Source organism: Ralstonia sp. TCR112 (assembly GCF_007997035.1).
Taxonomy (GTDB): domain Bacteria; phylum Pseudomonadota; class Gammaproteobacteria; order Burkholderiales; family Burkholderiaceae; genus Ralstonia; species Ralstonia edaphi.
The window spans coordinates 1-23,141 of the sequence record NZ_VOSS01000052.1 but is presented as its reverse complement, the minus strand read 5'-3'; the positions used below and the strand labels follow the sequence as shown (position 1 = coordinate 23,141).

The window sequence follows — 23,141 nt, the reverse complement described above, 5'->3', positions numbered from 1 at the left end:
CGCGATGGAGGAGACCATGCAAATGTCCCAGACCTTGAGTGCCACCACGCCAGCGCATGGCGCGGATGTGCGCCCCGCCACCACGCTGCCCGATGCGGATTACCAGGCGAGCGAACGCACGCTGGCCAAGGCGTTCCGCCGCATCCTGCCGTTCATCTTCGCGTGCTATGTGATCAGCTATCTTGATCGCACCAACGTGGGGTTTGCCGCGCTCACCATGAACAAGGACATTGGCCTGACGGCCGAACAGTTCGGGTTCGGCGCGGGGCTGTTCTTCATCGGCTATTTCCTGTTCGAGATCCCGAGCAACCTCATCATGCAGAAGGTGGGGGCGCGCATCTGGATCGCGCGGATCATGATCACGTGGGGCATCTTCTCGATGGCCACGGCGTTTGTGGTCGGCCCCAAGAGTTTTGCGGCGGCGCGCTTTCTGCTGGGTCTTGCCGAAGCGGGCTTCACGCCGGGCATCTACCTGTACTTCACGCACTGGTTTCCGGGCAAGTGGCGCGCCAAGGTGACGGCTGCCTTCCTGGTGGGCATTCCGGTGGCGAACATGATCGGCTCACCCATTTCCGGCGCGCTGCTCGAACTCGGCGGCCTGCATGGGTTGCGCAGCTGGCAATGGCTGTTGCTGATCGAAGGGCTGCCGGCCGTGCTGCTTGGCATCGCGTGCCTGTTCGTGCTCGCGGATCGGCCGGAAAAGGCGACATGGCTTACCGACGATGAGAAGACCGTACTCGCGCGCCGCCTCGCCATGGAGCAACGCGACATCGCCAGCAAGCACGGCGCGACCCTGCGCGATGCCATGACCAACTGGCGCGTCTTCGTGCTGGCGTTCATCAACTTCTGCGGCATCGTGGGCTCCATCGGCGTGGGCCTCTGGATGCCGCAGATCATCAAGCAGTTTGGCGTCGAGCACACCGTGGTCGGGTGGCTGACGGCCATCCCGTATGCCCTCGGTGCGGTGGTCATGCTGTGGTGGGCCCGTGTGGCGAACCGGGCGCAGAACCGCGTCCCGTATGTGGCTGCCGCGCTGGTAGTTGCAGCAGTGGCGCTGGCGGCCAGCACGGCCTTGGATGCACCGGCGCTCAAGCTCGTGGCGCTGTGCGTGACGGTGAGCGGCATCCTGGCGTTCCAAGCCACGTTTTGGGCGATTCCGTCCACCTTCCTTACGGGCCGTGCGGCCGCGGGCGGCCTGGCCCTGATCGTTTCCGTCGGCAATCTCGGCGGCTTTGTCGGCCCGTCGATGGTCGGTGCCATCAAGCAGTACTCGCAGGGCTTTACGGCGCCGCTGCTGGCGGTGTCGGCCGTGCTCATCATCGGCGCACTGTCCATCGCCTGGCTGGGCGACCCGGGCGCCGATGCCGGTGAAGCCGCAACACGCTGATCGTGCGATCGCAGTACCTTTCTACCCAGACATTCAAACAGCGCCGCACAGCACCCGACGGCGCCAGGAGACACACATGCAAGTGACCGGCGGTACCGGCGTCACCGAGATCGAGCAGCGGACCCTTCGCAAGGTGGTCTGGCGGCTCGTGCCGTTTCTCATGGTCTGCTATCTGCTGGCCTTCATCGACCGCGGCAACGTGGGCATGGCCTCGCTGCAGATGAACCATGACCTCGGGCTGACGGCCCGTGTGTTCGGTTTCGGCAGCAGCCTCTTTTTCGTGTCGTACTTCTTCTTCGAGGTGCCGAGCAACCTGGCGCTGCAACGCTACGGCGCACGCATCTGGATCGCGCGGATCATGATCACGTGGGGGCTGGTCTCGGCCGCCACCGCGCTGGTGAGCGGCCCGGCCTCGTTCTATGCCTTGCGCTTCCTGCTGGGTGCTGCAGAAGCGGGGTTCTTCCCCGGCGTGCTGCTGTACCTCTCGTACTGGATTCCGGCAACGCACCGTGCGCGCATTGTGGCGACGTTCATGGTTGCAATCCCGGCGGCAAGCTTTATCGGTTCGCCCCTCTCCGCTGCGCTGTTGCAGATGGATGGGTTTGCCGGCCTGCGCGGCTGGCATTGGCTGTTCATCCTCGAGGGCATCCCCACGGTGCTGCTGGGCTTTGCCTGCTTGCGCGTGCTGACCAACCGGCCCGAGGAAGCCAAATGGCTGTCGAACGAAGAGCGCCAGTGGCTCACGAATACGTTGGCCGGTGAAGCGCGTGGGCCGAAGAAGGTTGCGCAGATGCCGCTGCTCAAGCTGTTCTGCAATCGCTACGTGCTCTGCCTCGCGCTGGTGGACGTGTGCGCATCGGCCGCCGGTAGCACGCTGTCGGTATGGCAGCCGCAGCTTCTCAAATCGTTCGGGTTGACCGTCATGCAGACGGGGCTGCTGAACTCCGTGCCGTATGCCGTGGCATCGGTGCTGATGGTGCTGTGGGGCCGCCGCTCCGACCGCCTGAAGGAGCGCCGCTGGCACACCGCCATTCCCATGCTGCTGATCGGTCTGGGCCTGTTCGGCACGTCGCTCAGCGGGTCGCTCGTGCCGACCATGGTGATGCTGTGCGCGGTGCTGGTCGGGGCCTATTCGTTCAAGGGGCCGTTCTGGGCGCTGGCCTCCGGCATGCTCTCGAACAGTGCAGCCGCTGCGGGGCTCGCTACCATCAACGCGATTGCCAACCTCATCGGCGGCGGCCTGATGGTGAATGTGTACGGCTGGGTCCAGCAAGCCACCGGCAGCTATGCACTGGCGCTGATGCCGTTGGCCGTGCTGACGCTGGTGAGCGTGACGACGCTGCTGCTGTTGAGCCGCTCCACGCCGGAAGCGCAGGTGCTGAGCAAGACGGAGACCGCCTGACCATGCGCGCATTCAACAGAAGGCGGTTCCTGCAGATGGCCGGCGCCGGTGCCGTGGCGGCCGCTGTTCCGGGGCTGGCCGACGCAGAAGAGTTGTGGTCCACCGGCAGCGCCCCGCCGACGTTCAAGCTGCCGGCCGGCGCCGTGGATTGCCACATGCACATCTACGATGACCGATTCCCCAGCGCCCCAGGCACCACGCTGCGGCCGCCCAACGCGAGCATCGAGCAGTACCGCAAGGTGCAGGCGCGTCTGGGCGTGCAGCGCAACGTGGTGGTCACGCCGTCGACGTACGGAACGGACAACCGTTGCACGCTGGATGCGCTCAGGCGTTTCGGGCCCAATGCGCGCGGTGTTGCGGTGGTCGATACCTCCGTGACGGACGCCCAGCTTGCGGAAATGCATGCGGCGGGTGTGCGGGCCATCCGCTTCAACCTCAGCTATCCGGGCGCCACCACCGTCGAGATGCTCGCACCGCTGGCGTCACGCATCGGCGCGCTTGGGTGGCACATCGAACTTGTCGTGCAAGGCGCCAAGTTGCCCGCGCTGGAGTCGCATCTCCTTGCGCTGCCGTGTCCGCTTGTCATCGATCACATTGCGCACGTGCCACAGCCGGGCGGCATGCAGTCCGACGCCATGCGCACGGCGCAGCGCCTGGTCGACAAGGGCAACACGTGGGTCACGCTGTCTGGTCCTTACGTCGATTCCAGGACGGGTGCGCCCGCTTATGCGGATGTCGAACCCGTGGCCAAGGCCTTCATCAACATGGCGCCCGAGCGGATGCTCTGGGGCACCGACTGGCCGCATCCGACCCAGAGCGCCAACAAGCCCGACGATGCCGCGCTGCTCGATACGATGGCCGCGTGGATCAGCCGTGCGGATTGGCAGCAGATGATCTTTGTGGCCAATCCGGTAAAGCTTTACGGCTTTTGAGATCAAGAACTCAATGCGAGTCCAGCGAGGTGCTCCTCGCGCTCGGTGCCCTAGGGGTATTTGCGATCGCTGGAGGCGGGAGACACAGCGCTGCGCACGTTGATCACGCGTAGGCAGACGGGCGCGCTGAAGGGAGCGTCTAAGAAGGTTGAGCGCATAACCAAAGACAAAAACGGTCGTTCCGCCGTCGATGCGCTGCCCATATGCTCGCCGGACCAACCTTCCGGAGACGCACCATGACGCAGCCGTCCTTAAGCACTGCCCCTGCCTGGAAACTCGACACCGTAGCCGTCCACGGCGGCTACAGCGCGGACCCGACCACCCGCGCGGTGGCCGTGCCGATCTACCAGACCGTTGCGTTCGCGTTTGACGACACGCAGCACGGCGCCGACCTGTTCGACCTGAAGGTGCCGGGCAACATCTACTCGCGCATCATGAACCCGACCAACGACGTGCTGGAAAAGCGCATCGCCGCGCTTGAGGGCGGCATCGGGGCGCTTGCGCTGGCGTCGGGCCAAGCGGCTGTGACGTATGCGATCCAGACCATTGCGGAAGCGGGCGACAACATCGTCTCGGCCAGCACGCTCTACGGCGGCACCTACAACCTGTTCGCGCACACGCTGCCGCTGTCGGGCATCACCACGCGGTTTGCCGATCCGCGCGACCCCGCTTCGTTCGAAGCGCTGATCGACGACCGTACCAAGGCGGTCTTTGCCGAAACGGTCGGCAACCCGTTGGGCAACATCACCGACATTGCCGCGCTGGCCGAGATCGCGCACCGCCACGGCGTGCCGCTCATCGTCGACAACACGGTGCCGACCCCGTACCTGACGCGGCCCTTCGAACATGGCGCCGACATCGTCGTGCATTCGCTGACGAAGTACCTGGGCGGCCACGGCACGAGCCTGGGCGGCGCGATCGTCGATTCGGGCAAGTTTCCGTGGGCCAAGCACAAGGCGCGCTTCAAGCGGCTGAACGAGCCGGATGTCAGCTACCACGGTGTCGTCTATACGGAAGCGCTGGGCGACGCGGCGTATATCGGCCGCGCCCGCGTGGTGCCGCTGCGCAATACCGGCGCTGCGCTGTCGCCGTTCAACGCGTTCCTGATCCTGCAGGGCATCGAAACGCTGGGCCTGCGCATCGATCGCATCACGCAGAACGCGGCGCACATCGCCCGGCATCTGCGCGGCCACGCCAAGGTGGAGTGGGTCAACCACGCCAGCCTGGACGGCCACCCGGACTACGCGCTCGTGCGCAAATACCTCTCCGGCAAGGCGCCGGGGTTGCTTACGTTTGGGGTGAAGGGCGGCTTTGCCGCGGCGCGCGTTTTCAGGATGCGCTGCAGTTGTTCACGCGGCTGGTGAACATTGGCGACGCCAAATCGCTGGCAACGCATCCGGCCTCGACCACGCACCGGCAGCTGTCGGAAGCCGAACTTGCCAAGGCTGGCGTGCGGCAGGAGACGATCCGGTTATCGATTGGCATCGAGCATATCGACGACCTGCTCGCCGATCTGGATCAGGCGCTGGCGCTGGCCTGATCGCGCAGAACCGCGCTGGCTCACGGCTGCGCCGGCCGCTCCGGATAGGCTTGCCGCAACGCCTGTGCCAGCGCGTCATGCAAGCGCGCGCCCAGCGCTGTCAGAACATGGCGGTCCCGCGTGAGCAGCGAGATGACGCGCTCGGGCATTGGCTGATCGGTCTCGATAAACTCGATTGTCTGACGGATGATGGGCGAGCGTGTCGATTCGCTCGAGAGCAGGAGCAGGGCGTCCGATTTCCAGCACAGCTCGAGCAGCAGCGTCATGGAGTTGCATTCGACCACGCGTTCGGGCGGTGCGAGACCGGCATCGGCAAACAGCCGGTACAGCGGCGAGTGTTCGTCGGTAAGCGAATCGGGGGCGAGCCACTCTTCCTGCTGCAAGGCATGCAGGGGCTGCTGGCCCCGCAGCGCGTGGCCCTTGCGTACGCCGATCAGCGTCTGCGCGCGGCACACCACGGTGTGGTCGAACCCGCGTTCGCCCGTCTGCAACTGAGACGTCAGCGCAAAATCGATGGCGCCCTCGCGCAGCAGTTCCAGCAATTGACCCGGACGTGCCTCCAGGATGCGCAGCCGCGCATTGGGAAATTCGCGCCTGAAGGTCACGAGGCAGTCAGCCACCGGCCCGATGAGCGCGGTGACGGGCGTGACGCCCACCGTCAATTCGCTCGTCACCGCCCCTTTCATGTCTTCCAGGTCTTCTCGTGCGCGCTTGACGCTTTCGTTGATCAAGCGTGCATGCCCGACCAGGCGCTGGCCATACGGCGTAAGCCGGATGCCCTTGCTGGAGCGTACGAACAGCGTGGCCCCCACGCTGGTTTCCAGTTCCTTGATGGCCTTGCTGAGCGCGGGCTGCGTGATGTGAAGCAGGCGCGAAGCCTCCTGGATGCTGCCCGTCTCGGCAACGGTGACCAGTGCGCGTAGCTGGTTGAGCTTCATAGGTGTCCTTGATACACGGCGCAGCGGAAAGCCGGCATGCCGAACCGCCAGCCAGCAACTGTACTGCGGAATCCTCCCGGGGCGGCCATTGGACGAGCCGCGCAGGCCCGGATGCGGGCTCCCGCCATAGCCAACAGCTATAGCCATGAAAAAAAGCGAGAGGCGGAACCGGCCCGACCGCTCCTACTATTGCCCTTCAATCCAGCGCATTGCGGGACGCTCATAGAAGCCCGCCCGACTGGAGGAGACATCAAGATGGATGCCCAGATCGCCGTGCCCGCTGGCGCCCCGCGCCAAGGCACCACCACCGTCACCCCGCATTCGAGGCGCGCAGTCGTTGCTGCCGCCATCGGCAACGGCCTCGAAATGTACGACTTCACGGTCTACAGCTTCTTTGCCGCCACCATCGGGCGATTGTTCTTTCCATCGAGCAGCCCGCTGGCATCGTTGCTGTTGTCATTCGCCACGTTTGGCGCGGGCTTTGTCATGCGGCCGCTGGGTGCGGTGCTGATCGGCAACATGGCCGATCGGCGTGGCCGCAAGGCAGCACTCACCTTGACGATTGCCTTGATGACGGCAGGCACCGCGCTGATCGCCTTCACGCCCAGCCACGCGACGATCGGCGTGACGGCAACGGTGCTGGTGGTGCTCGGGCGCTTGCTCCAGGGGCTGTCGGCCGGCGGGGAAATCGGTGCGGCGTCGGCACTGCTGCTGGAATCGGCGAGCAAGGGCCGGCGTTGCTTCCTGGTGAGCTGGCAGGCTGCCACGCAGGGTGCGGCGGCACTGATCGGCGCGTTGAGTGCGGCCGGGGTGAGCGCCGTGCTCAGCCCCGAGGCGTTACAGAGCTGGGGATGGCGGCTGCCGTTCTTGCTGGGCTTGCTGATCGCGCCGGTTGGCATGTACATCCGCCGGCATCTGAAGGAGACGCACGAGGGCGGCCCGCACGGCAGCATGGTCGGCGTGCTTCGCCAGCATGCGCGCACGCTCGTGCTTGGCATGCTGCTGATGACGGGGGCCACTGCGTCCATGTACATCCTGATCTTCTACATGCCCACGTACCTGATCCACTCGTTGCACATGCCGCCTGTCACGGCATTTCTGACGGCGTGCGTGGCGGGGTTCACCATGCTGGTCATGTCGCCGTTGTTTGGCTTGTTGGCCGATCGTCTGCCGACGCGCAAGCCGATGCTGTATGTCGCGGCTGCGGTCAGCCTGTCGTGCACGTACCCAGGCTTCGTGCTGCTGTCTTCCGGCGCGGGCTTGGCACTGACCATGGGGTTGATCGCGCTGGGCGTGACCTTCATGTCGGTCAGCAATGGCGCGGGCGCTGCGCTGCTGATGGAAGCCTTCCCACGCCAGCATCGCGCAACCGGCATGTCGGTGATGTACAGCCTGGGAGTGACCGTGTTCGGCGGCTTTGCGCCGCTCATCGTTACGTGGTTGCTGGGCGTAACCGGCAACCCGATGGCACCGGCCTGGTACCTGCTGGCCAGCAGCGCCATCAGCCTGGGCGCGCTCACGCTGTTCCCGACGTATCCCGGCCGCGATTGACATCGATACCGCGCCATCGCTGCCTTTACCCAGTTCGCCTCTGACCTCGCACCATGTACCTCGATCCCAATTCACCCAGCATCCCCCAGGCCCTGCACGCGGGCGCTGATCGCTTTGCCGAACTGCGTCATCGCATCCATGCCAATCCGGAATTGGGTGCCGACGTGCCGCATACCTCTCAGCTCGTCGCCAGCCTGCTGCGTGAATGGGGCTATGACGTGCACAGCGTCGGCGGCCACGGCCTGGTGGGGCAATTGAAAGTGGGCAACGGCACGCGCACGATCGGCCTGCGCGCCGACATGGACGCGCTGCCCATGCAGGAACGCACAGGCTTGCCTTACGCCAGCCAGGTGGCCGGTCGCATGCATGCGTGTGGCCACGACGGCCATACCGCCACGTTGCTTGCCGCCGCCGAGCACCTGGCGGCCACGCGCAACTTCAACGGCACCCTTAACCTCATCTTCCAGCCCGATGAGGAGGGCCTGGCCGGTGCCGTGGCCATGATGGAGGATGGCCTGTTCGAGCGCTTTCCCTGCGATGGCATCTACGCGTTTCACAACGCGCCCGGCTTGCCGCTGGGCGTGGCCGTGGTGCAGAGCGGCCCGCTGGGAGGTTCGTCAGATCGCGTGACGGTGACTTTCAGCGGGCGCGGCGGCCATGGCGCCATGCCTAACCTGGCGGTGGACCCGACGCTGGCCCTGGCCTCGACGGTTGTGGCGTTGCAGGGCATCGTCTCGCGCAACGTTGCCCCAGTGGATGCGGCCGTCATCAGCGTCGGGCAAATGCAGGCCGGGACGACGCATAACATCATCCCGGAAACGGCCATGCTCAAGTTGAGCGTGCGCGCGACCAAGCCGGAGGTGCGCGAGCTGCTGGAGACGCGCATTCGCGAGGTCATTACGCACCAGGCCGCATCCTATGGCGTGCGCGCGGAGATCGTCTATGAGCGGTTGGTGCCCGCCATCTGCAATACACCAGAGCAGACCGCTATCGCACGCCGTGCCGTGGCGAGTGTGCTCGGCGACGAGCGCGTCATCCAGGTGCCGCCGTCCTCGCAGATGGGTAGCGAAGACTTTGCCTGGATGCTGGAGAAGCGCCCGGGCTGCTACTTCGCGCTGGGCAACGGCTTGGGCGGTCAGTGGGTCGGCTGCTCGCTGCACAACGACGGCTACGATTTCAACGACAAGCTCATCCCCATTGGCGCGGCATGCTGGGTGGCGCTGGTCGAGGATCAGTTGCGCGCAGAGGGCTGAGGCGCAGGCGGCTCCCCCAGCCGCGCCTGCCGAAATACCAAGGCCATCAGCAGCAGGAACGGCACACCCACCACCAGCGTCATGCGGAAGTCCGCCATCCATGCCGTACTGACGATGATGATTGCCATTGCGGCGGCACCGATGACGGTCAGCGCCGGAAACCCCCACATGCGGAACCGCAGCATGCGCCCTTCGCGTTCTGCTGCGCGGCGAAAGCGCAGGTGCGTGATGAAGATGACGAGCCACGTGAACAGCGCGCCGAACATCGCCAGCGACATCATGAGCAGGAACGAGTGACCCGGCAGCACGACGCTCAGCACGGCGGCCAATGCCGCACCGGAGCTGGACACCGCCAGTGCGCGCAGCGGCACGCCGCGTTGGCTCACCGCGCCAAGCGCCCTGGGCGCCTGGCCGCCGCGCGCGAGGCTGAACAGCATGCGCGTCGATACATACAACTGCGCGTTCATCGACGACAGCGCCGCAGTCAGCACCACGAAGTTCATCACGCCCGCACCCCCGGCAATACCGAGGATTTCCATCACGCGCACGAACGGGCTCTTGCCCGTGCCGGCCTGCTGCCACGGCACCACGGCGAGCATCAACGCGAGCGTGCACAGGTAGAAGAACACCAGACGGAACAGCGTCGAGCGGAATGCGCTCGTGGCGGCAGCTTCGGGTTCGCGAGCCTCGCCGGCGGCCACGGCAATCAGCTCGATGCCGAAGAAGCTGAAGATGCTGACCACCGCACCGAACCACACGCCGTTCCAGCCGTGCGGCAGAAAACCGCCCGCGCTCACGTAGTTGTGAAAGCCGATCGGGCCGCCGTCGGGTGCGCGATGGATGGCGTAGCTCGCTACCGCCAGAAACGCGACGATGGCCACCACCTTGATCATCGAGCACCAGTATTCGGCCACGCCAAACACGTCGACGCTGCTGGCATTGATCCACACCAGCACGGACGAGAACCCCACGATCCACACCCACGCCGGCACACCCGGAAACCAGTAGGCCATGTACACCGCCACCGCGGTCACTTCGGCGCCGATCACGAAGACGACGGCCGCCCAATACGCATAGCGCACGAGGAAGCCGGCAAGCGGGCTTACGTAGTGCTCGGCATAGGCGCCGAAAGACCCGGTGGTCGGATGCGCCACCACCATTTCTGCCAGGCAGCCCATGAGCAGCAGGGCAATGAATGCGCCGATGGCGTAGCTGGCAATCACGCCCGGGCCGGCCAGTTGAATGGCCGCGCCGCTGCCCAGGAACAAGCCTGTGCCGATTGCGCTGCCGATGGCGATCATGGTGAGTTGCGCGGAGGAGAGGCGGTGCTGCAGGCCGCCTTCGCGTGCGGCCAGCGCTTCGAAGCTGCCGGTGGCCTTGGTCATGGTGTTGTCCTGGCTTGGGAAGAGGCCGGGATGATACGCCTTCCATGCAAAACGCCCCGCGCGGCGGCGGGGCGTCTTGTGCAGCCGGGCGGTGACGCTCAGCGCGCCACGGGCTTGGCGTACTGGATCGGAACATCCACCCGCGCCTGCGGCAGCGCCTTCCGGAGCTGTGCCCGCGCGTTCACGGCATCCTGGAACGAAGCAAAGCGCAGGGTGCTGATGTTCAGATGCCCGTAGTACTCAGCCGATACGGGTGTTGCGGGCAGGCTGCTCACGGCCTGACGCACGCTGTCGACTGACACCTGCGAGACGACCACCTCGTTGCGGCTCTCGCCCACCACGCCGCGTTCATTGACGACCTGCGTGACGGCGGATCCTGTCGCACCCGCCGCCTTGGTTCGCGTGCCGCTGGAGAGCACCTTGAACGACTGCGATTCGATCTGCACCGTTGGCGCGCTCGCGTACTGGGCCAGCTCTTGCGTGCTGAGGTGTTTGCCCACCGTCAGGTCGGCCGCCTGGCACGCCGACGCCATCGAGAGCAGCGCCGCCAGCGCCACGGTCTTCATAAGAGTTGCATTGATCATGTTGAATGGTCTCCGAACGGGCTCACTTGGCAGCAATCACGCGATATTCCACGGCCAGCGGCGTGGTGAGGGTCACGGTGTGGGTGCCGCCCTGGGGCTGGTACGTCGAGCAGGCATTGGTCGGCACGCCGCTTACGGCATAGACCTCCCACGTGCCGGCGGCGTTCTCGCCGTAGAAGGCGTAGCTGCCCAGGCCGTACTTGTTCACCGTATCGACGCCGTTGTTGTAATAGCCGTTGTACGGCAGGGACAACGCCGACACCGTGCCCGACGGCGACTTCACGAAGAAGCCGACACTACCAACGCAGACTGAGCCCGACACACGCAACTGCAGGGCGTCGACCTTGTCGGTGCCCGACACGTTGAACTGGCCGAGCTTCTGCACCGCGCCGTAATTCAGCTGGTTGACATTGGCAAACGCGGGCGCGAAATCGGGCACCGACAGCGCTGCCGGCTTGTAGGCGACGGTCGCCTTGGCCATCTTCACGGCGGCCGATGCGTCGACCAGCCCGAAGCCGTACCACGTTGAATACGCATAGCCGGCGGCATTGGTCTGCCAGCCGTAGTCCAGGCGTGCGGTGGTCGCGCCGTCGGTGAGCGCGGCGCTGGTATCGCCGGTGGCCGCACCGGTGAGCAAGTCGATCCGCGCGTTGCGAGCGTTACGGCTGCCGTAGTCGGCGTCGATCTTGCGGGCTGTCGCACGCAGGATTTCGCGCACGTCGCGCCACGTCAGGTTCGGGTTGGCGGCCAGCATCAGCGCGACCACGCCCGACAGCGTAGGCGTAGCCGCCGACGTGCCGTTCATGCTCGAGTAGTCGCACTTCGCGTTGTCTTTCAGGTTGGTGGCCGTGCCAGCAATCGCAAAGTCGTTGGTGTCGTCCGGATTGGCACGGCTATAGCCGCGTGCGCAGCCGCTGAGGTCGGTGGAGAAAATCTTGGGGCCGCTGCCGGTTTCGCCGTATTTGCCGCCGTCGCCGTATTCGCCGCCCAGGCCGGTGATCCAGTTCACCGATCCGGCGTTGGAGTAGCTCGACTTGATGCCCTGCGCGTTTGCCGCGCCGACCACGATCACCCCGGGCTCCAGCGCTTCGGGGTCATTGGCCGGCGTTTCGCAGCCGATCATGCCGGCGCTGGCACCCACGGTCGGGCACGTGCGCGGTGGAACATTGACGCCGTCGTTGATGGACTCATATTCGTTGCCCGATGCCTTGAGCATGACGAGCCCGCGGCCCCCGCGCAGGTTCGGGAAGGCGCGCACCGCTGCCTGTGTCGAGGTGGACGTGTCGTACTCCAGCGGCGCCTGCGGGTTCGCGCCGTACGACGCGTTGATGATGTGGCCGTTCTTCGACCAGTCCGCGCCGCCGTAGGCTGCCGTCGTGTCCGGATTCGCGGCGCCGATAAAGCGCGCCCCGCCCAGCGTCGCGCGCGGCGCGATCCCCATCACACCCTTGCCGTTCTGCGCCGCCGCGATGATGCCGGCCACGTTGGTGCCATGCGCGTCCTTGATGTTCGCGGGAATGTCTGCCGGTGTCGGATCGTTCGAACCATCGTCGAAGTTGTGCGTCATGTCCGAGTTGGCATTGGCGAACAGGTCTTCGTTGTGCACGTCGATGCCGTCATCGAGCACGAGCACGTTCACGCCCTGGCCCTTGATGCCGGCCTTGTGTGCGTCTTCCACGTCGATGTCGGTCGTGCCGTTGGCCACCAGGCCGAACGCCGCGAAGAAGCTCGTCGCCTGCTTGAGCGCCCATTGGTAGGCGTACAGCGGCTCGGTGCTGCCGGTCTGGCAGGCGTACTTGGCATCAACGCCGGTTTCCGCGCACGTGGATGCGGGCGGCGTGTTGCCGCCGGTGTTGCCGCCGTTGCTGGCGGTGTTGCTTCCCGAGTCGCCACCGCCGCACGCGGCCAGCGCCACGGTGGCGAAGAGCGTCAAGGCAAGCGATTTTCCCGTTATGTCTTTCACAAGACCCCCGTTTTTTGTCGTTGTGTGTTGTGTGTTGTGCGAGGTGCGGAATGTCCGCACCGCTCCGACCTGTTCGACGAAGAGAGGGCACGTCCGGCGTGCCCGCCGCGAGTACATGGGCACTCGTCAGGTCGGGCCGGATGCTCGCACGCACGCCAGCCGGCATTCAACGGAGATGGCCGCTGTGGCTGCGAACCGGTTCGGCCGTCGCGCGAACCTGTCAGCGCGTCTCAGCCCTGGGCGCCGCAAGCAAGGGAGGGGGAAGGGAAACGAGGTGCGGGAAGAGAGGGTGCCGCGCGCATCAGCGCATCTGCATGACCCAGGTGCGCCAGTCCTTGTGCTGCACGAACGGCATGGCGGCGGCGCGCCCTTCGACGGCCAGCATGCGCGTCTCGCGGGGCGACATGCCGGTCGCGCGCCGGTACGCACGCGTAAAGTTCGAGGCGTCGGAAAAGCCGTAGGTCTGCGCGATTTCGGCCACCGAACGGTGTGTCTGCGACCGGTTGGCCAGGATCGCATGGCACTGCCGCAGGCGCTGCATGCGCAGGTAGTTGAAGAAGCCGCCTTCGCGCTCGAACAGCCGGTACAGCGTGGCACGCGAGATGCCGAACTGCGCGGCCACGCCTTCGGGCGAAAGCGCCAGGTCCGACAGGTTGTGCTGCACATGCCGGCAGATCGAGGCAAACAGGCTCTCCCTCACGGACGGCGCATTGGCTTCGGTCACCTGGCAGTTGATGGCGGCCGCAGCCAGTTGCAAGGTGCCCGGGATGACGGCCTGTGCCTCGGCATCGCTCAACTTCCCGACGGACTGATAGAGCGAACACAGGTGATCGCGCAGCAGCCCGACCATCGGGGCGTCGCCACGCAGCACTCGCATGCTGAGTTCGTCGGGTGCGCGTAGCAGCGGTGCCAGCAGGCGCCGTGGCACGGCCAGGCTCAGGAAGCGGCTGTCGCTCGTGCTGGTGGCCAGCGGCTGGGCTGCGTCAACGATGAAAAGATCGCCCGGGCGTGTGGCACTGTCGCTTGCGCCGTCGCGCTGTCCGCAACTGCCCTCCAGGTAGTACTGGAGCACGTAGACGTCCATGCCGTCGCGCCCCAGCTTGGAGCGGGACCGGTCATAGTGCTGAGCCTGGGCGCTGATCATGCCCACGCCCGTCTCGCCGCACAGATAGGCGTCGACGCTGGCCTGGAAGCCGTGCGACTGCGGCGCGGCGGAGCGCGTGTCGAACAGCACGTTGATGGCATCCCGCCACGCCGCAAATTGATGCTCGCGCGGCAGCGCAGACGTATCGAAGTGGGAGTGCGGAGGTTTGCTCACGGCGGTTTCCTGAAAGCCCTGCGCATTGTGCAGAAGCGGTGGCAGATGATGGCATGCCCCCAAAGTGGGGTGTCCGGCGGGGCCTGGCTAAACGACCGCCAGCTTCGGCCTTTCCTGCCTGGGCATGACCACGTTGCGCCCGGCGGCCTTGGCTTCGTACAGGCGCCCGTCTGCCAGGTGGATCAGGTCTTGGACGGTATCGTCGGCCGCGGCGATGCCTGAGTAGGACGCCACCCCGATGCTGACCGTCAGCTTGCCGTACGCGCTGCCCGCGTTCGGTTCGTTGGCGGCCAGAACGGCGACGCGGATGCTTTCGGCAACACGCACGGCGCCGCTCAGGTCGGTATTCGGCAACACGGCGACGAATTCCTCGCCGCCATAGCGGCCGGCGAAGTCGCCGGGGCGCTTGATGCAGTCGTTGATGCAGCGTGCCACCGTGCGCAGCGCGGTGTCGCCTGCGGCGTGGCCGTACCTGTCGTTGTAGGGCTTGAAGTCGTCCACGTCGATCATCAGCACCGACATCGGGGTGTGATACCGATTGGTGCGGCGCCATTCCACGTCCAGCGCAGCGTCCAGTGCGCGGCGCGTGCCGAGTCCGGTCAGGCTGTCGGTATTGGCCAGCAGATGCAATTGCTGCTCCATCTCGAGCCGCTTGCGCAGCTGCTGCGCAAAGAGGAACGACAGGCCCATGAACACCGCGTCGAGCATCAGCACGATGCCGCTGATGACCCATGCGCGCTGCCGCCATTCGGCGTAGATGTCTTCGGTGGCGAGGCCCACGGTCACGATCAGCGGGTGGTCGCCGATATGGCGGAAACTGAACAGCCGCTCGACGCCGTCAACGCCGGCGACATCCACATAGGAGCCTTGCGGCGCGAGCAGGCGCTTCTGGAAGGCAGCGGCATCGGCCAGGCTGCGGCCGATGAGCTTTGCGTCATACGGGCGCCGCATGAGCAGCGTGCCGTCGGTGCGTACCAGCGTGACGGTGGCGTGCGGTCCGAGATTGATGCCATCGAACAGTCGCCGGAAATAGTTCAGGCGCAGCGTACCGACCACGATGCCGTTGAATTCGCCGTGAGGGCCATTCAGCCGCCGGCTGAGGCCAAGCGACGTGTCCAGGCCGGTCACGCGCGGGGTAAACGGCTCGCTGATATACAGCCCGACGTTTGCAGAACCGCGATGCACCTGGAAGTAATCGCGGTCGCCCAGATAGATATGCCGCGGCGGCACCGAACGCGAATCGATGACCACCTGACCCGTCTGGTCCGTGACCAGCAGCGAGCCCAGATCCTGCGCGTTGGTCGAGCGGTCGAACAGCACGAGCTGGCGGACGTTGGGCGGCAGCGCCAGCATGGCGGGGTCGCGCACCCCGTCGATCACGGCCTGCAGCGAGAGGTCGTACACCTCGATGTTCCGGGCGATGTCGCGCTGCAGGATCAGCGAGAGGTTGTCGGCAGCATCGCGCGCACGGGCCAGCGCGTCCGTGCGCATTTCCCAGAGCGAGAGCGCGGTGAGTGCCGCCAGCATCAGTGACAGCACCGACGCGCCGATGATCAGCAGGGAAGGCCGCCGCAGGAATGCACCGGTGGCGCGCTGTAAAGGCATGCGCAGAATTGTGAAGATATTGAAAATGGTAGCCCCGATTGTGTACCGGACTCCACCTTCCTACGCAATACTATCTAAGACGTTTTCCGCAGAGAAAACGTTTGCGCGCGCGCATCCGCTGCCGTTTGCGCAACGCTTCCTGAGGCACTGGCGCACGATTTGCTGAGCATCGGCTGAGTGCCGCACCCGTGGCGCCAAGCACGCCACCGGCCCGACATATGCCCATGCCGCCCTCCATGTCATCCTGTCAAGCCGGCTTTGCCTATGCTGGGTAAGCATCCTTGGAGAACGCCATGCCAGAGTCAGACGATCGCGTTTTGTCCACCCCCGGGCCCACGCCGGCGCCTGCCAATCCGCATCCGCCCGTGGCCGACACGCACGAAGAAGCGCTGCTCGACGAAGGCATCGAGGAAACCTTTCCCGCCAGCGATCCGGTTTCTGTCGATGCCGGCAAGGCCGATGTGCCGCCCAAGGCGCCGGGGAGTGCGCCCAAACCGTAAAATGCGGACTGCGTGTCAACGTTTCGGCGGCGTCAGCCGTATTACGTAGACCGCAAACAACGTGCGAATCCAGCACACGCGCCGTCTGAAGCGCGGGTCCAGCGAGCACCGGCGCGCGCGACAAGCCCGCGCCGGTCGGCCAAGGTCCAATCAAGACGTCGATACCGTGCGGAGCAAGGGCTTCGGCGGTTTGGCTTGCCGCGGCTTCCCGCGTCTGCCTGTCCGGATTCGCAAATCGATTCGACCCGGCACTCCGCCCAGCCAGCAGGATTTCGTTTTTCACCATGCCTGACGCCGCGTCCAACGACGCCAGTCCAACACCCCGCCGACCATCGGCCCAAGCTGCACCTGCCGCGCCCGCCACGCCTGCCCGACCCGATTCGGGCCTCGGCCTCGCCGGCTGGATCGTGATCGGCGTGGTGCTGGTGCTGGGCGCGCTGGTGTTCGACAGCCTGTATGCGCTGCTCGACCATGTGCACTACGCCGACATGGTCGCGGCGCTGCAGGCCACCCCGCGCTCGCATCTGCTGCTGGCCGTTCTTGCCACCGCGCTGAGCTACATCGCCCTGACCGGCTACGACGCGTCCGGCCTGCGCTATGCCGGCGCGCACGTGGCCCCCGCCACGGTGGCAACCACCTCGTTCATTGCTTATGCACTGGGCAACACCGTCGGCCTCGGTTCGTTGACGGCCGGTGCGGTGCGCTCGCGCCTGTACACGGCGGCCGGGGTCGATGCCGCCCGCGTGACGGAGGCGGTCGCGTTCGATGCAGGGGCCCTGGGCGTGTCCACCACGGCCTTTGGCGCGGTCGGGCTGCTGTGGGGCGCGCCGCACATCGCTGCAATTACGCATTTGCCGGCAGCGCTGCTCGAAGTCGTGGCACTGCTGGTGCTGGCCGGCGTCGTGGCGTTGCTCGTACTGTGCATGCGTCAGCGCCATGTGACGCTGTTCGGCCGGTGGGAAATCCGCCTGCCGCCGCCGGGCCTGGCCGCGCGTCAATTTGCGATCTCGGCGGCGGACATGATCGCCGCGGCGGCCGCGCTGTGGGTACTGATGCCGGCCGGTGCGGTCGACCTGCCGACGTTCGTGGCGTTCTACGCGCTGGCGGTCACGCTGGGTGTGCTGAGCCAGAGCCCCGGCGGCCTGGGCGTGTTCGAGGCAGTCATCCTGCTGGGCTGCAGTGGCCAGGCCCCGCCGGCCGAGGTGCTGGCCGCGCTGCTGTTCTATCGCGTCATCTATTTCCTGCTGCCGCTCGTCGTGGCTGCCGCCATGCTCGGCGCGTTCGAGCTGCGTGCCGGCGCCGGGGCTCCGTTCGGCCGCGCTGCGGTCAAGCTGTCGCCGGGGCTGTTGGCCGCGCTGACGATGGTGGCAGGCGTGATGCTGCTGATCTCGGGCGTCACCCCGGCCAGCGACGAGGCGGAAGACCTCCTGCGCATGCATGTGCCGCTGTTCGTGGTGGAAGCCTCGCACATGATCGGCAGCGTGGCGGGGCTGATCATGCTGTTTGTCGCGCGCGGGCTGCTGCACCGGCTGGACGCTGCGTGGTGGGCGGCGCTGGTGCTGTCGCTGCTGACCGGCGTGCTGGCGCTGCCCAAGGGCATTGCCGTGTCGGAGATGGCGGTATTGGTGACGCTGGCGGTGCTGCTCGTCATCTCGCGCCGGCAGTTTGACCGGCCGTCGTCGCTGTTCTCGCAGCGGCTGGAGGCCGGTTGGCTGCTTGCCATGGTCTGCGTGTTTGCGGCGTGCGTGTGGATCCTCTTCTTCGCCTACCGCGAGGTGGCCTACGCCAACCAGCTCTGGTGGCAATTCACGTTCGACGGCGATGCGCCGCGTTCCATCCGCGCGCTGATGGCCGTGGCCGTGACGGGGCTCGGCTTCGGCATGTGGCAGCTCTTTCGCAAGGAGCCCGGCGTTACGACCTTCCCGAGCGACGAAGAGCTCGCCCGCGCGGCCGAGATCGTCCGCAAGCAGCCCGCCGCCGATGCCACGCTCGCGCTGATGGGCGACAAGAGCCTGCTGTTCTCGCCGTCGGGCAACGCGTTCATCATGTACGCCAAGCAGGGGCGCTCGTGGGTGGCGCTGTCCGACCCCGTGGGCGCGCAGCAGGAATGGCCCGAGCTGATCTGGCGCTTTATCGAAATGGCCGACGCGCATGGTGGGCGCGCCGCGTTCTACAAGACGCGGCCGCAGACGCTGTCGCTCTATCTCGATGCGGGCCTGCGTGCCTACAAGCTGGGCGAAGAGGCGTATGTGTCGCTGCCGGAGTTCAGCCTGAAGGGCTCGCGGCGCGCCAACCTGCGCCATGGCGTGACGCGCGGCGAGCGCGAAGGGCTGTCGTTCGAGATCATCCAGACGGCCGATGTGCCGACCGTGCTCGACGAATTGCGCGCCATCTCCGATGAATGGCTGCGCAACCAGAACGCGCGCGAGAAGGGTTTTTCGCTCGGCGCATTTGAAGACCGCTACATCTGCAGCCAGCCCGTGGCCGTGGTGCGCCGCGAGGGCGTCATCCTGGCGTTTGCCACGCTGATGTGCCCGGACGTGCTGCGCATCGAGGCGAGCGTCGACCTGATGCGCTATCGCAGCAATGTGCCGCCCGGCACGATGGATTTCCTGTTCGGCAAGGTCATCCTCCACTTCCAGGCGCAGGGGTACCAGCGTTTCGGGCTGGGCATGGCGCCGATGTCGGGCATGGTTGAGCATCAGCTTGCGCCGCGCTGGCACCGCTTCGGACGGATGATGTTCCGGCACGGCGCGCGCTTCTACAATTTCAGAGGGCTGCGCAATTTCAAGGACAAGTTCGAGCCGGTGTGGGAAGCCCGCTACCTGCTCGCGCGTGGCGGGATTGCGCCGCTGTTCACATTGACGGATGTCGCTGCGCTGATCGGCGGTGGCTTGAAGGGAGTGATCTCCAAATGAGTTGGCAAGCACCGCGCACGCAAGAGGCGCGGCATCGGGGGGTGCTACGCACAGGCTTGCGTTGGGCCGGGCGTCTGAGTGCGGTCAGCATGATGCTGGCAGCGTCTTGGGCCATCGCCGCCGATGCGCCGGCAGCAGCCAAGCCCACGCCCGCGCAGGGTCCGGTTCTGGTGCCGCCCGTTGGCATGACAGGCGCCAGCGGTGTCGTGGCGGTCCCGCCGCGCGGCGACATGCCCCCTCGCCTGCAGATGAGCGCGGCCGCCGTGACGGCCAACAAGGCCGCCAATGGCGGCGTGCTGTCGCTGCCGGTGGTGGCGCCCGCCACACCCGCCGCCGCACCGGGCGCAGTCGAGTTCGTCACGCATGGGCGTTTTCGCGATGTGCCGGTCTACAAGCCGAAAGGCGAAATCCGCTCCGTCGTGCTGATGCTCTCGGGCGACCTGGGCTGGACGCCCGCCGCATCGCGCATGGCAGAAAGCCTCGCCCAGCAGGGCGCATTGGTGGCAGGCCTGTCGACGCCTGCGCTGTTCGCAAGCCTTGAGGCCGACCCCGGCGATTGCGCGTTCCCCGATGGCGATCTTGAAAACTTCAGCCGCTTCCTGCAGGCCTACGAGAAGGTGCCGGGCTACTACCCGCCCATCCTGGTTGGCGACAACGAAGGCGGCGCGCTGGCCTACGCCATGATTGCCCAGGCGCGCCCGAACATCTTTGCCGCCGCCATGTCGATGGAGTTCTGCCCCGTGCTGGAGCTGCGCAAGCCGCTGTGCAAGGGCGAGGGCGTGCACTTCAGCCGCCGCATGAGCGAGAGCCGCACCACGGCCAAGCGCGTCAAGCCGCCTGAAAACGCCGGGGTCGTGCTTCTGCCCGCCACGAAGTTGTCTGCGCCGTGGGTGGCGCTGCAATCGGCCACGCCGACGTCGTTTGCGCGCCGCTCCGGTCCGCTGTGCGAAGCGCGTGCCACGCAAGCCTTTATCGATACGATTTCCGGGGCGCAATCGGTGGCGTTGCCGGCCACGGCATCGGCGCCCAATGCGCCGCCCGTGACCGCCGTCGAGCCGTTCAAGTCGGCCTTCGCCAAGCTTGTCGCCCAGCGCAAACCGCCGCCCCCGCCGCCGCCTGCGGCGGTGTCCGATTTGCCGATCATCGAAGTGCCGGCGCAGCCCGGTACATCGTCCGAATTGTTCGCGGTGCTGCTGTCGGGCGACGGCGGTTGGGCAGGGCTGGACAAGGAGGTTGCTGCTGCACTGTCCAAGTCCGGCGTGCCGGTGGTCGGCATCGATTCGCTGCGCTACTTCTGGACGCCGCGCACGCCCGCCTCGGCCGCCGCCGACATGGATCGCCTCGTACGCTTTTACGCCGCGCGCTGGAAGAAGCAGAAGGCGTTGCTGATCGGCTATTCGCAAGGCGCAGATGTGCTGCCCTTTATCGTCAACCGGTTGCCGGCGGCGTCACGCGAGCATGTTGCCCTGGCCGTGATGATGGGCCTGGGCAAGCGCGCCGATTTTGAGTTCCACATGACCAACTGGGTGTCGAGCAGTGCGTCGGGCCTGCTGATCCTGCCCGAGGTGCAGAAGCTGCCGGCAGGCATTGGCATGTGCATCTACGGCAAGGAAGAGAAAGACACCAACTGCCCAGGCCTGGACCCGAAGCAGGTGCAGCTCGTGAAGCTGCCGGGCGGCCATCACTTTGATGGTGATTACGCCAAGCTGGCGCGCATCATCCTCGACGGCGCGCGTGTAGCGGGAAGCGCCCCGCGCTGACCCACCGGTTCCGGGGCCGACGCGCGGCGCCTAGCGTGTCATGCCCCGGCGTTGTCGACCTGGGTTCCGGCGGGTGTGCCGGGCACTGTCGCCAGCGACTGCACACATTCGTCCACGCTCAGCTCATGCAGCATTTCGGCGCGCAACGTGTTGTCGGTGGCGCGCTCCAAGCCCGTCAGTGCGCGGGGCTTGAGCCGCACCAGCATCAGTTGCAGGCCCCGCGCCGCGCATTCGGCGGCAAAGATGCGCAGCGCTTCGATGGCCGAGCCGTCCACGTCCGGCGTTTCTTCCAGGCTGAGCATGATGGCGCGCAGCGCGGGCTCGTGCGGCTGTTGCAGCATCGCCCGCACCTTGCCGAGCACGCGTTCGGTGTTGGCAAAGAACAGCGGCACTTCGGGCCGGACGATCAGCACGCCAGGCACCGGCTTGGCTTCCGGGTGCAAAGACACATCGACGAAATCGTGGCTCTGGCGCAGGCGGCCGAGCACGCTGACGTTCGGCTCGGAGAGCTGGCGCAGCGTGAGCAGCAGGCTCACGCCGATCGCGGCCAGCAGCCCGTGCAGCACGCCCAGGACCAGCACGGCGAGCAACGCGGCAATCACCACCAGCCGATCGCGGCGCCACGCCCAGTACGGTTTGAAGACGGCCGGATGCAGCGAGTGGCTGACCGCAAAGATCACGATGGCCGCCAGCACCGGTTCGGGAATGCGCGCGAGCTGCGGCAGGAACAGCCACACGATCAGCGCCACCACGGCTGCCGCGCACAGCCCGGCCAGACGCGATTGCGCGCCCGCGGCTTCGTTGGCAGACGTGGCTGAGTATCCGGCGCCGACGGGCATGCCGTGCAGCAGGCCGGAGAGCAGATTCGCGCAGCCCAGTGCGACGAGGTCCCGGTTGGCGGAGATGCTGTCGCCGTGTTTGAGCGCGAAATTGCGGATCGAGCCGTAGGACTCGGCGTAGAGGATCAGCATGAGCGCAAAGCCCAGTTCAGCGCTTTGCATCCATTGCGCGCGACCCAGGTCGGGCACGCCGAAGCTGATGTTCTGCAGGTCGATATGGCCGACGACGGCAATGGCGTGCGCGTGCCAGTCGACCCAGTAGCCGGCCGCGATGGCCAGCACGATGACGACCAGCGTGGCGGGAATGCGCCCCCACCGGCCCAGGCCGAAGAGCAGGGCGAGTGCGACGGCGCCCAAAGCGGTGCTGTACAGGTTGGCACCGGCCGCGCTGGTGATCAGATCCAGCGCAACGCGGGGCGTGTCGCTGTGGTGCACCGTCACGTCGAGGATCTTGGGCAACTGCTTGACGGCAATCGTCAGCGCCAGCCCGAAGGTGAAGCCGCGCAGCACCGGCCGCGCGATGAAATCCGACATGCCGCCCAGCCGCGCCGCACCGGCCAGGATGAAGAGCACACCCGTCGCGATGATGAGCGCTGCGGCCATCGTGAGCGCCGTCGCACCGCTGGCGCCCGGCTCTGAGAGCACTGTTGCAAACAGCACGGCAGCCGACGACGACGTGGCCGAAACAATGGCAAAGCGGCTCGTGCCGACCAGCGAATAGACCACGAGCCCGCACAGCAATGCGATCAACCCGGCCTGCGGCGGCAGGCTGGCGATGCCCGCGTAGGCAACGGCTTCGGGCAGCAGCAGGCCCGCAATCGAGAACCCGGCGATAACGTCGCGCACCACCCGCTGCTGTGGTGGCTGTGGCGGCGCATCCAGCGGGGCGAAGCCCTCGGGGTGTTGCAGGGCGGCGGCGGGATGTTCGTTGCTTGGCGGCATGCGACGCGGTGGTCCGGCTGAAATGGACGACGCCGCGACCCGGGCGGGCCGCGGCGTACGGGTTTGCTGCAGGCGTGTCTTACTTGGTACAGGCCTTGTTGCGGCTTGGGCGCATGCCGGCGGCCTTTGCATCGGCTTCGGTCATGTATTCGCCTTGCTTGGTCTTGCCGTAGTAGCGATCGCCCGGGCAGTGGTAGACCTTGGTGCTGGCATTGGCCCACACCTTGTCGGGGCCGCCGCCGGGAGCAGCGGTGGCCCGGAGCCGGCTTGGCCGCGCTGTAGCAGCAGGCTTGGCTGCGGGGGTAGGCGCCGGTGCCGGTGCGG

15 protein-coding genes and 2 pseudogenes are annotated in these 23,141 nt (G+C 66.4%); 9 read left to right on the top strand and 8 right to left on the bottom strand.

Annotated features, from left to right (window positions below):
* Positions 1 to 16: 16 nt before the first annotated feature.
* From FUT88_RS14735 to FUT88_RS14720, 4 genes and pseudogenes are all read left to right on the top strand, one after another.
* A complete protein-coding gene (locus FUT88_RS14735; protein WP_410003883.1) occupies positions 17 to 1,387 on the top strand; it encodes an MFS transporter in 1,371 nt (456 codons plus the stop codon).
* Positions 1,388 to 1,463: 76 nt separating this feature from the next.
* Entirely contained in the window at positions 1,464 to 2,789 is a 1,326-nt protein-coding gene (locus FUT88_RS14730) for an MFS transporter (RefSeq protein ID WP_147216203.1), read from the top strand.
* Between the two features lie 2 nt (positions 2,790 to 2,791).
* Complete coding sequence (locus FUT88_RS14725; RefSeq protein WP_147216201.1) at positions 2,792 to 3,721, top strand: amidohydrolase family protein; 930 nt, start codon at positions 2,792 to 2,794, stop codon at positions 3,719 to 3,721.
* A gap of 236 nt (positions 3,722 to 3,957) precedes the next feature.
* Positions 3,958 to 5,261, top strand: a pseudogene (locus FUT88_RS14720) (O-acetylhomoserine aminocarboxypropyltransferase/cysteine synthase family protein).
* Positions 5,262 to 5,281: 20 nt separating this feature from the next.
* Here the strand turns inward: FUT88_RS14720 and FUT88_RS14715 are convergent.
* Positions 5,282 to 6,199: a LysR family transcriptional regulator gene (locus tag FUT88_RS14715; protein ID WP_147216200.1), complete on the bottom strand. Its 918-nt coding sequence runs from the start codon at positions 6,197 to 6,199 to the stop codon at positions 5,282 to 5,284.
* A 255-nt stretch (positions 6,200 to 6,454) separates the two neighbouring features.
* Here FUT88_RS14715 and FUT88_RS14710 point away from each other — a divergent pair, with 255 nt between their 5' ends.
* Both FUT88_RS14710 and FUT88_RS14705 read left to right on the top strand, forming a co-directional pair.
* The gene (locus tag FUT88_RS14710) at positions 6,455 to 7,750 is read left to right on the top strand and encodes an MFS transporter (RefSeq protein WP_147216198.1); all 1,296 of its coding nucleotides are present in this window, start codon (positions 6,455 to 6,457) and stop codon (positions 7,748 to 7,750) included.
* Positions 7,751 to 7,803: 53 nt separating this feature from the next.
* A complete protein-coding gene (locus tag FUT88_RS14705) occupies positions 7,804 to 9,003 on the top strand; it encodes a M20 aminoacylase family protein (protein WP_147216196.1) in 1,200 nt (399 codons plus the stop codon).
* Here the strand turns inward: FUT88_RS14705 and FUT88_RS14700 are convergent.
* The 5 genes from FUT88_RS14700 to FUT88_RS14680 form a co-directional block, all read right to left on the bottom strand.
* Positions 8,982 to 10,388 carry an amino acid permease gene (locus FUT88_RS14700; RefSeq protein ID WP_147216194.1) on the bottom strand — a complete coding sequence of 469 codons (1,407 nt, stop codon included), beginning with the start codon at positions 10,386 to 10,388 and terminating at the stop codon, positions 8,982 to 8,984. The genes FUT88_RS14705 and FUT88_RS14700 overlap by 22 nt on opposite strands.
* Positions 10,389 to 10,486: 98 nt before the next feature.
* Positions 10,487 to 10,972: a hypothetical protein gene (locus FUT88_RS14695; RefSeq protein ID WP_147216192.1), complete on the bottom strand. Its 486-nt coding sequence runs from the start codon at positions 10,970 to 10,972 to the stop codon at positions 10,487 to 10,489.
* Positions 10,973 to 10,994: 22 nt separating this feature from the next.
* Complete coding sequence (locus tag FUT88_RS14690; protein WP_261797173.1) at positions 10,995 to 12,905, bottom strand: S8 family serine peptidase; 1,911 nt, start codon at positions 12,903 to 12,905, stop codon at positions 10,995 to 10,997.
* Between the two features lie 331 nt (positions 12,906 to 13,236).
* Entirely contained in the window at positions 13,237 to 14,253 is a 1,017-nt protein-coding gene (locus FUT88_RS14685) for a helix-turn-helix domain-containing protein (protein WP_147216189.1), read from the bottom strand.
* A gap of 87 nt (positions 14,254 to 14,340) precedes the next feature.
* Complete coding sequence (locus FUT88_RS14680; RefSeq protein ID WP_147216187.1) at positions 14,341 to 15,858, bottom strand: sensor domain-containing diguanylate cyclase; 1,518 nt, start codon at positions 15,856 to 15,858, stop codon at positions 14,341 to 14,343.
* A gap of 293 nt (positions 15,859 to 16,151) precedes the next feature.
* Between FUT88_RS14680 and FUT88_RS14675 the strand changes: the two genes are divergently transcribed.
* From FUT88_RS14675 to FUT88_RS14665, 3 genes are all read left to right on the top strand, one after another.
* A complete protein-coding gene (locus FUT88_RS14675; protein WP_147216185.1) occupies positions 16,152 to 16,358 on the top strand; it encodes a hypothetical protein in 207 nt (68 codons plus the stop codon).
* A 284-nt stretch (positions 16,359 to 16,642) separates the two neighbouring features.
* Positions 16,643 to 19,276 carry a bifunctional lysylphosphatidylglycerol flippase/synthetase MprF gene (mprF, locus tag FUT88_RS14670; protein ID WP_147216183.1) on the top strand — a complete coding sequence of 878 codons (2,634 nt, stop codon included), beginning with the start codon at positions 16,643 to 16,645 and terminating at the stop codon, positions 19,274 to 19,276.
* The gene (locus FUT88_RS14665; protein ID WP_147216181.1) at positions 19,273 to 21,036 is read left to right on the top strand and encodes a virulence factor; all 1,764 of its coding nucleotides are present in this window, start codon (positions 19,273 to 19,275) and stop codon (positions 21,034 to 21,036) included. The genes mprF and FUT88_RS14665 overlap by 4 nt, the downstream gene beginning before the upstream one ends.
* Before the next feature lie 38 nt (positions 21,037 to 21,074).
* Here FUT88_RS14665 and FUT88_RS14660 read toward each other — a convergent pair whose 3' ends face one another.
* Together FUT88_RS14660 and FUT88_RS14655 are read right to left on the bottom strand one after the other, a co-directional pair.
* Positions 21,075 to 22,817: a SulP family inorganic anion transporter gene (locus FUT88_RS14660; RefSeq protein ID WP_147216179.1), complete on the bottom strand. Its 1,743-nt coding sequence runs from the start codon at positions 22,815 to 22,817 to the stop codon at positions 21,075 to 21,077.
* Between the two features lie 79 nt (positions 22,818 to 22,896).
* Positions 22,897 to 23,141 (bottom strand): annotated as a pseudogene (locus tag FUT88_RS14655) (signal peptide protein); the annotation flags it as partial.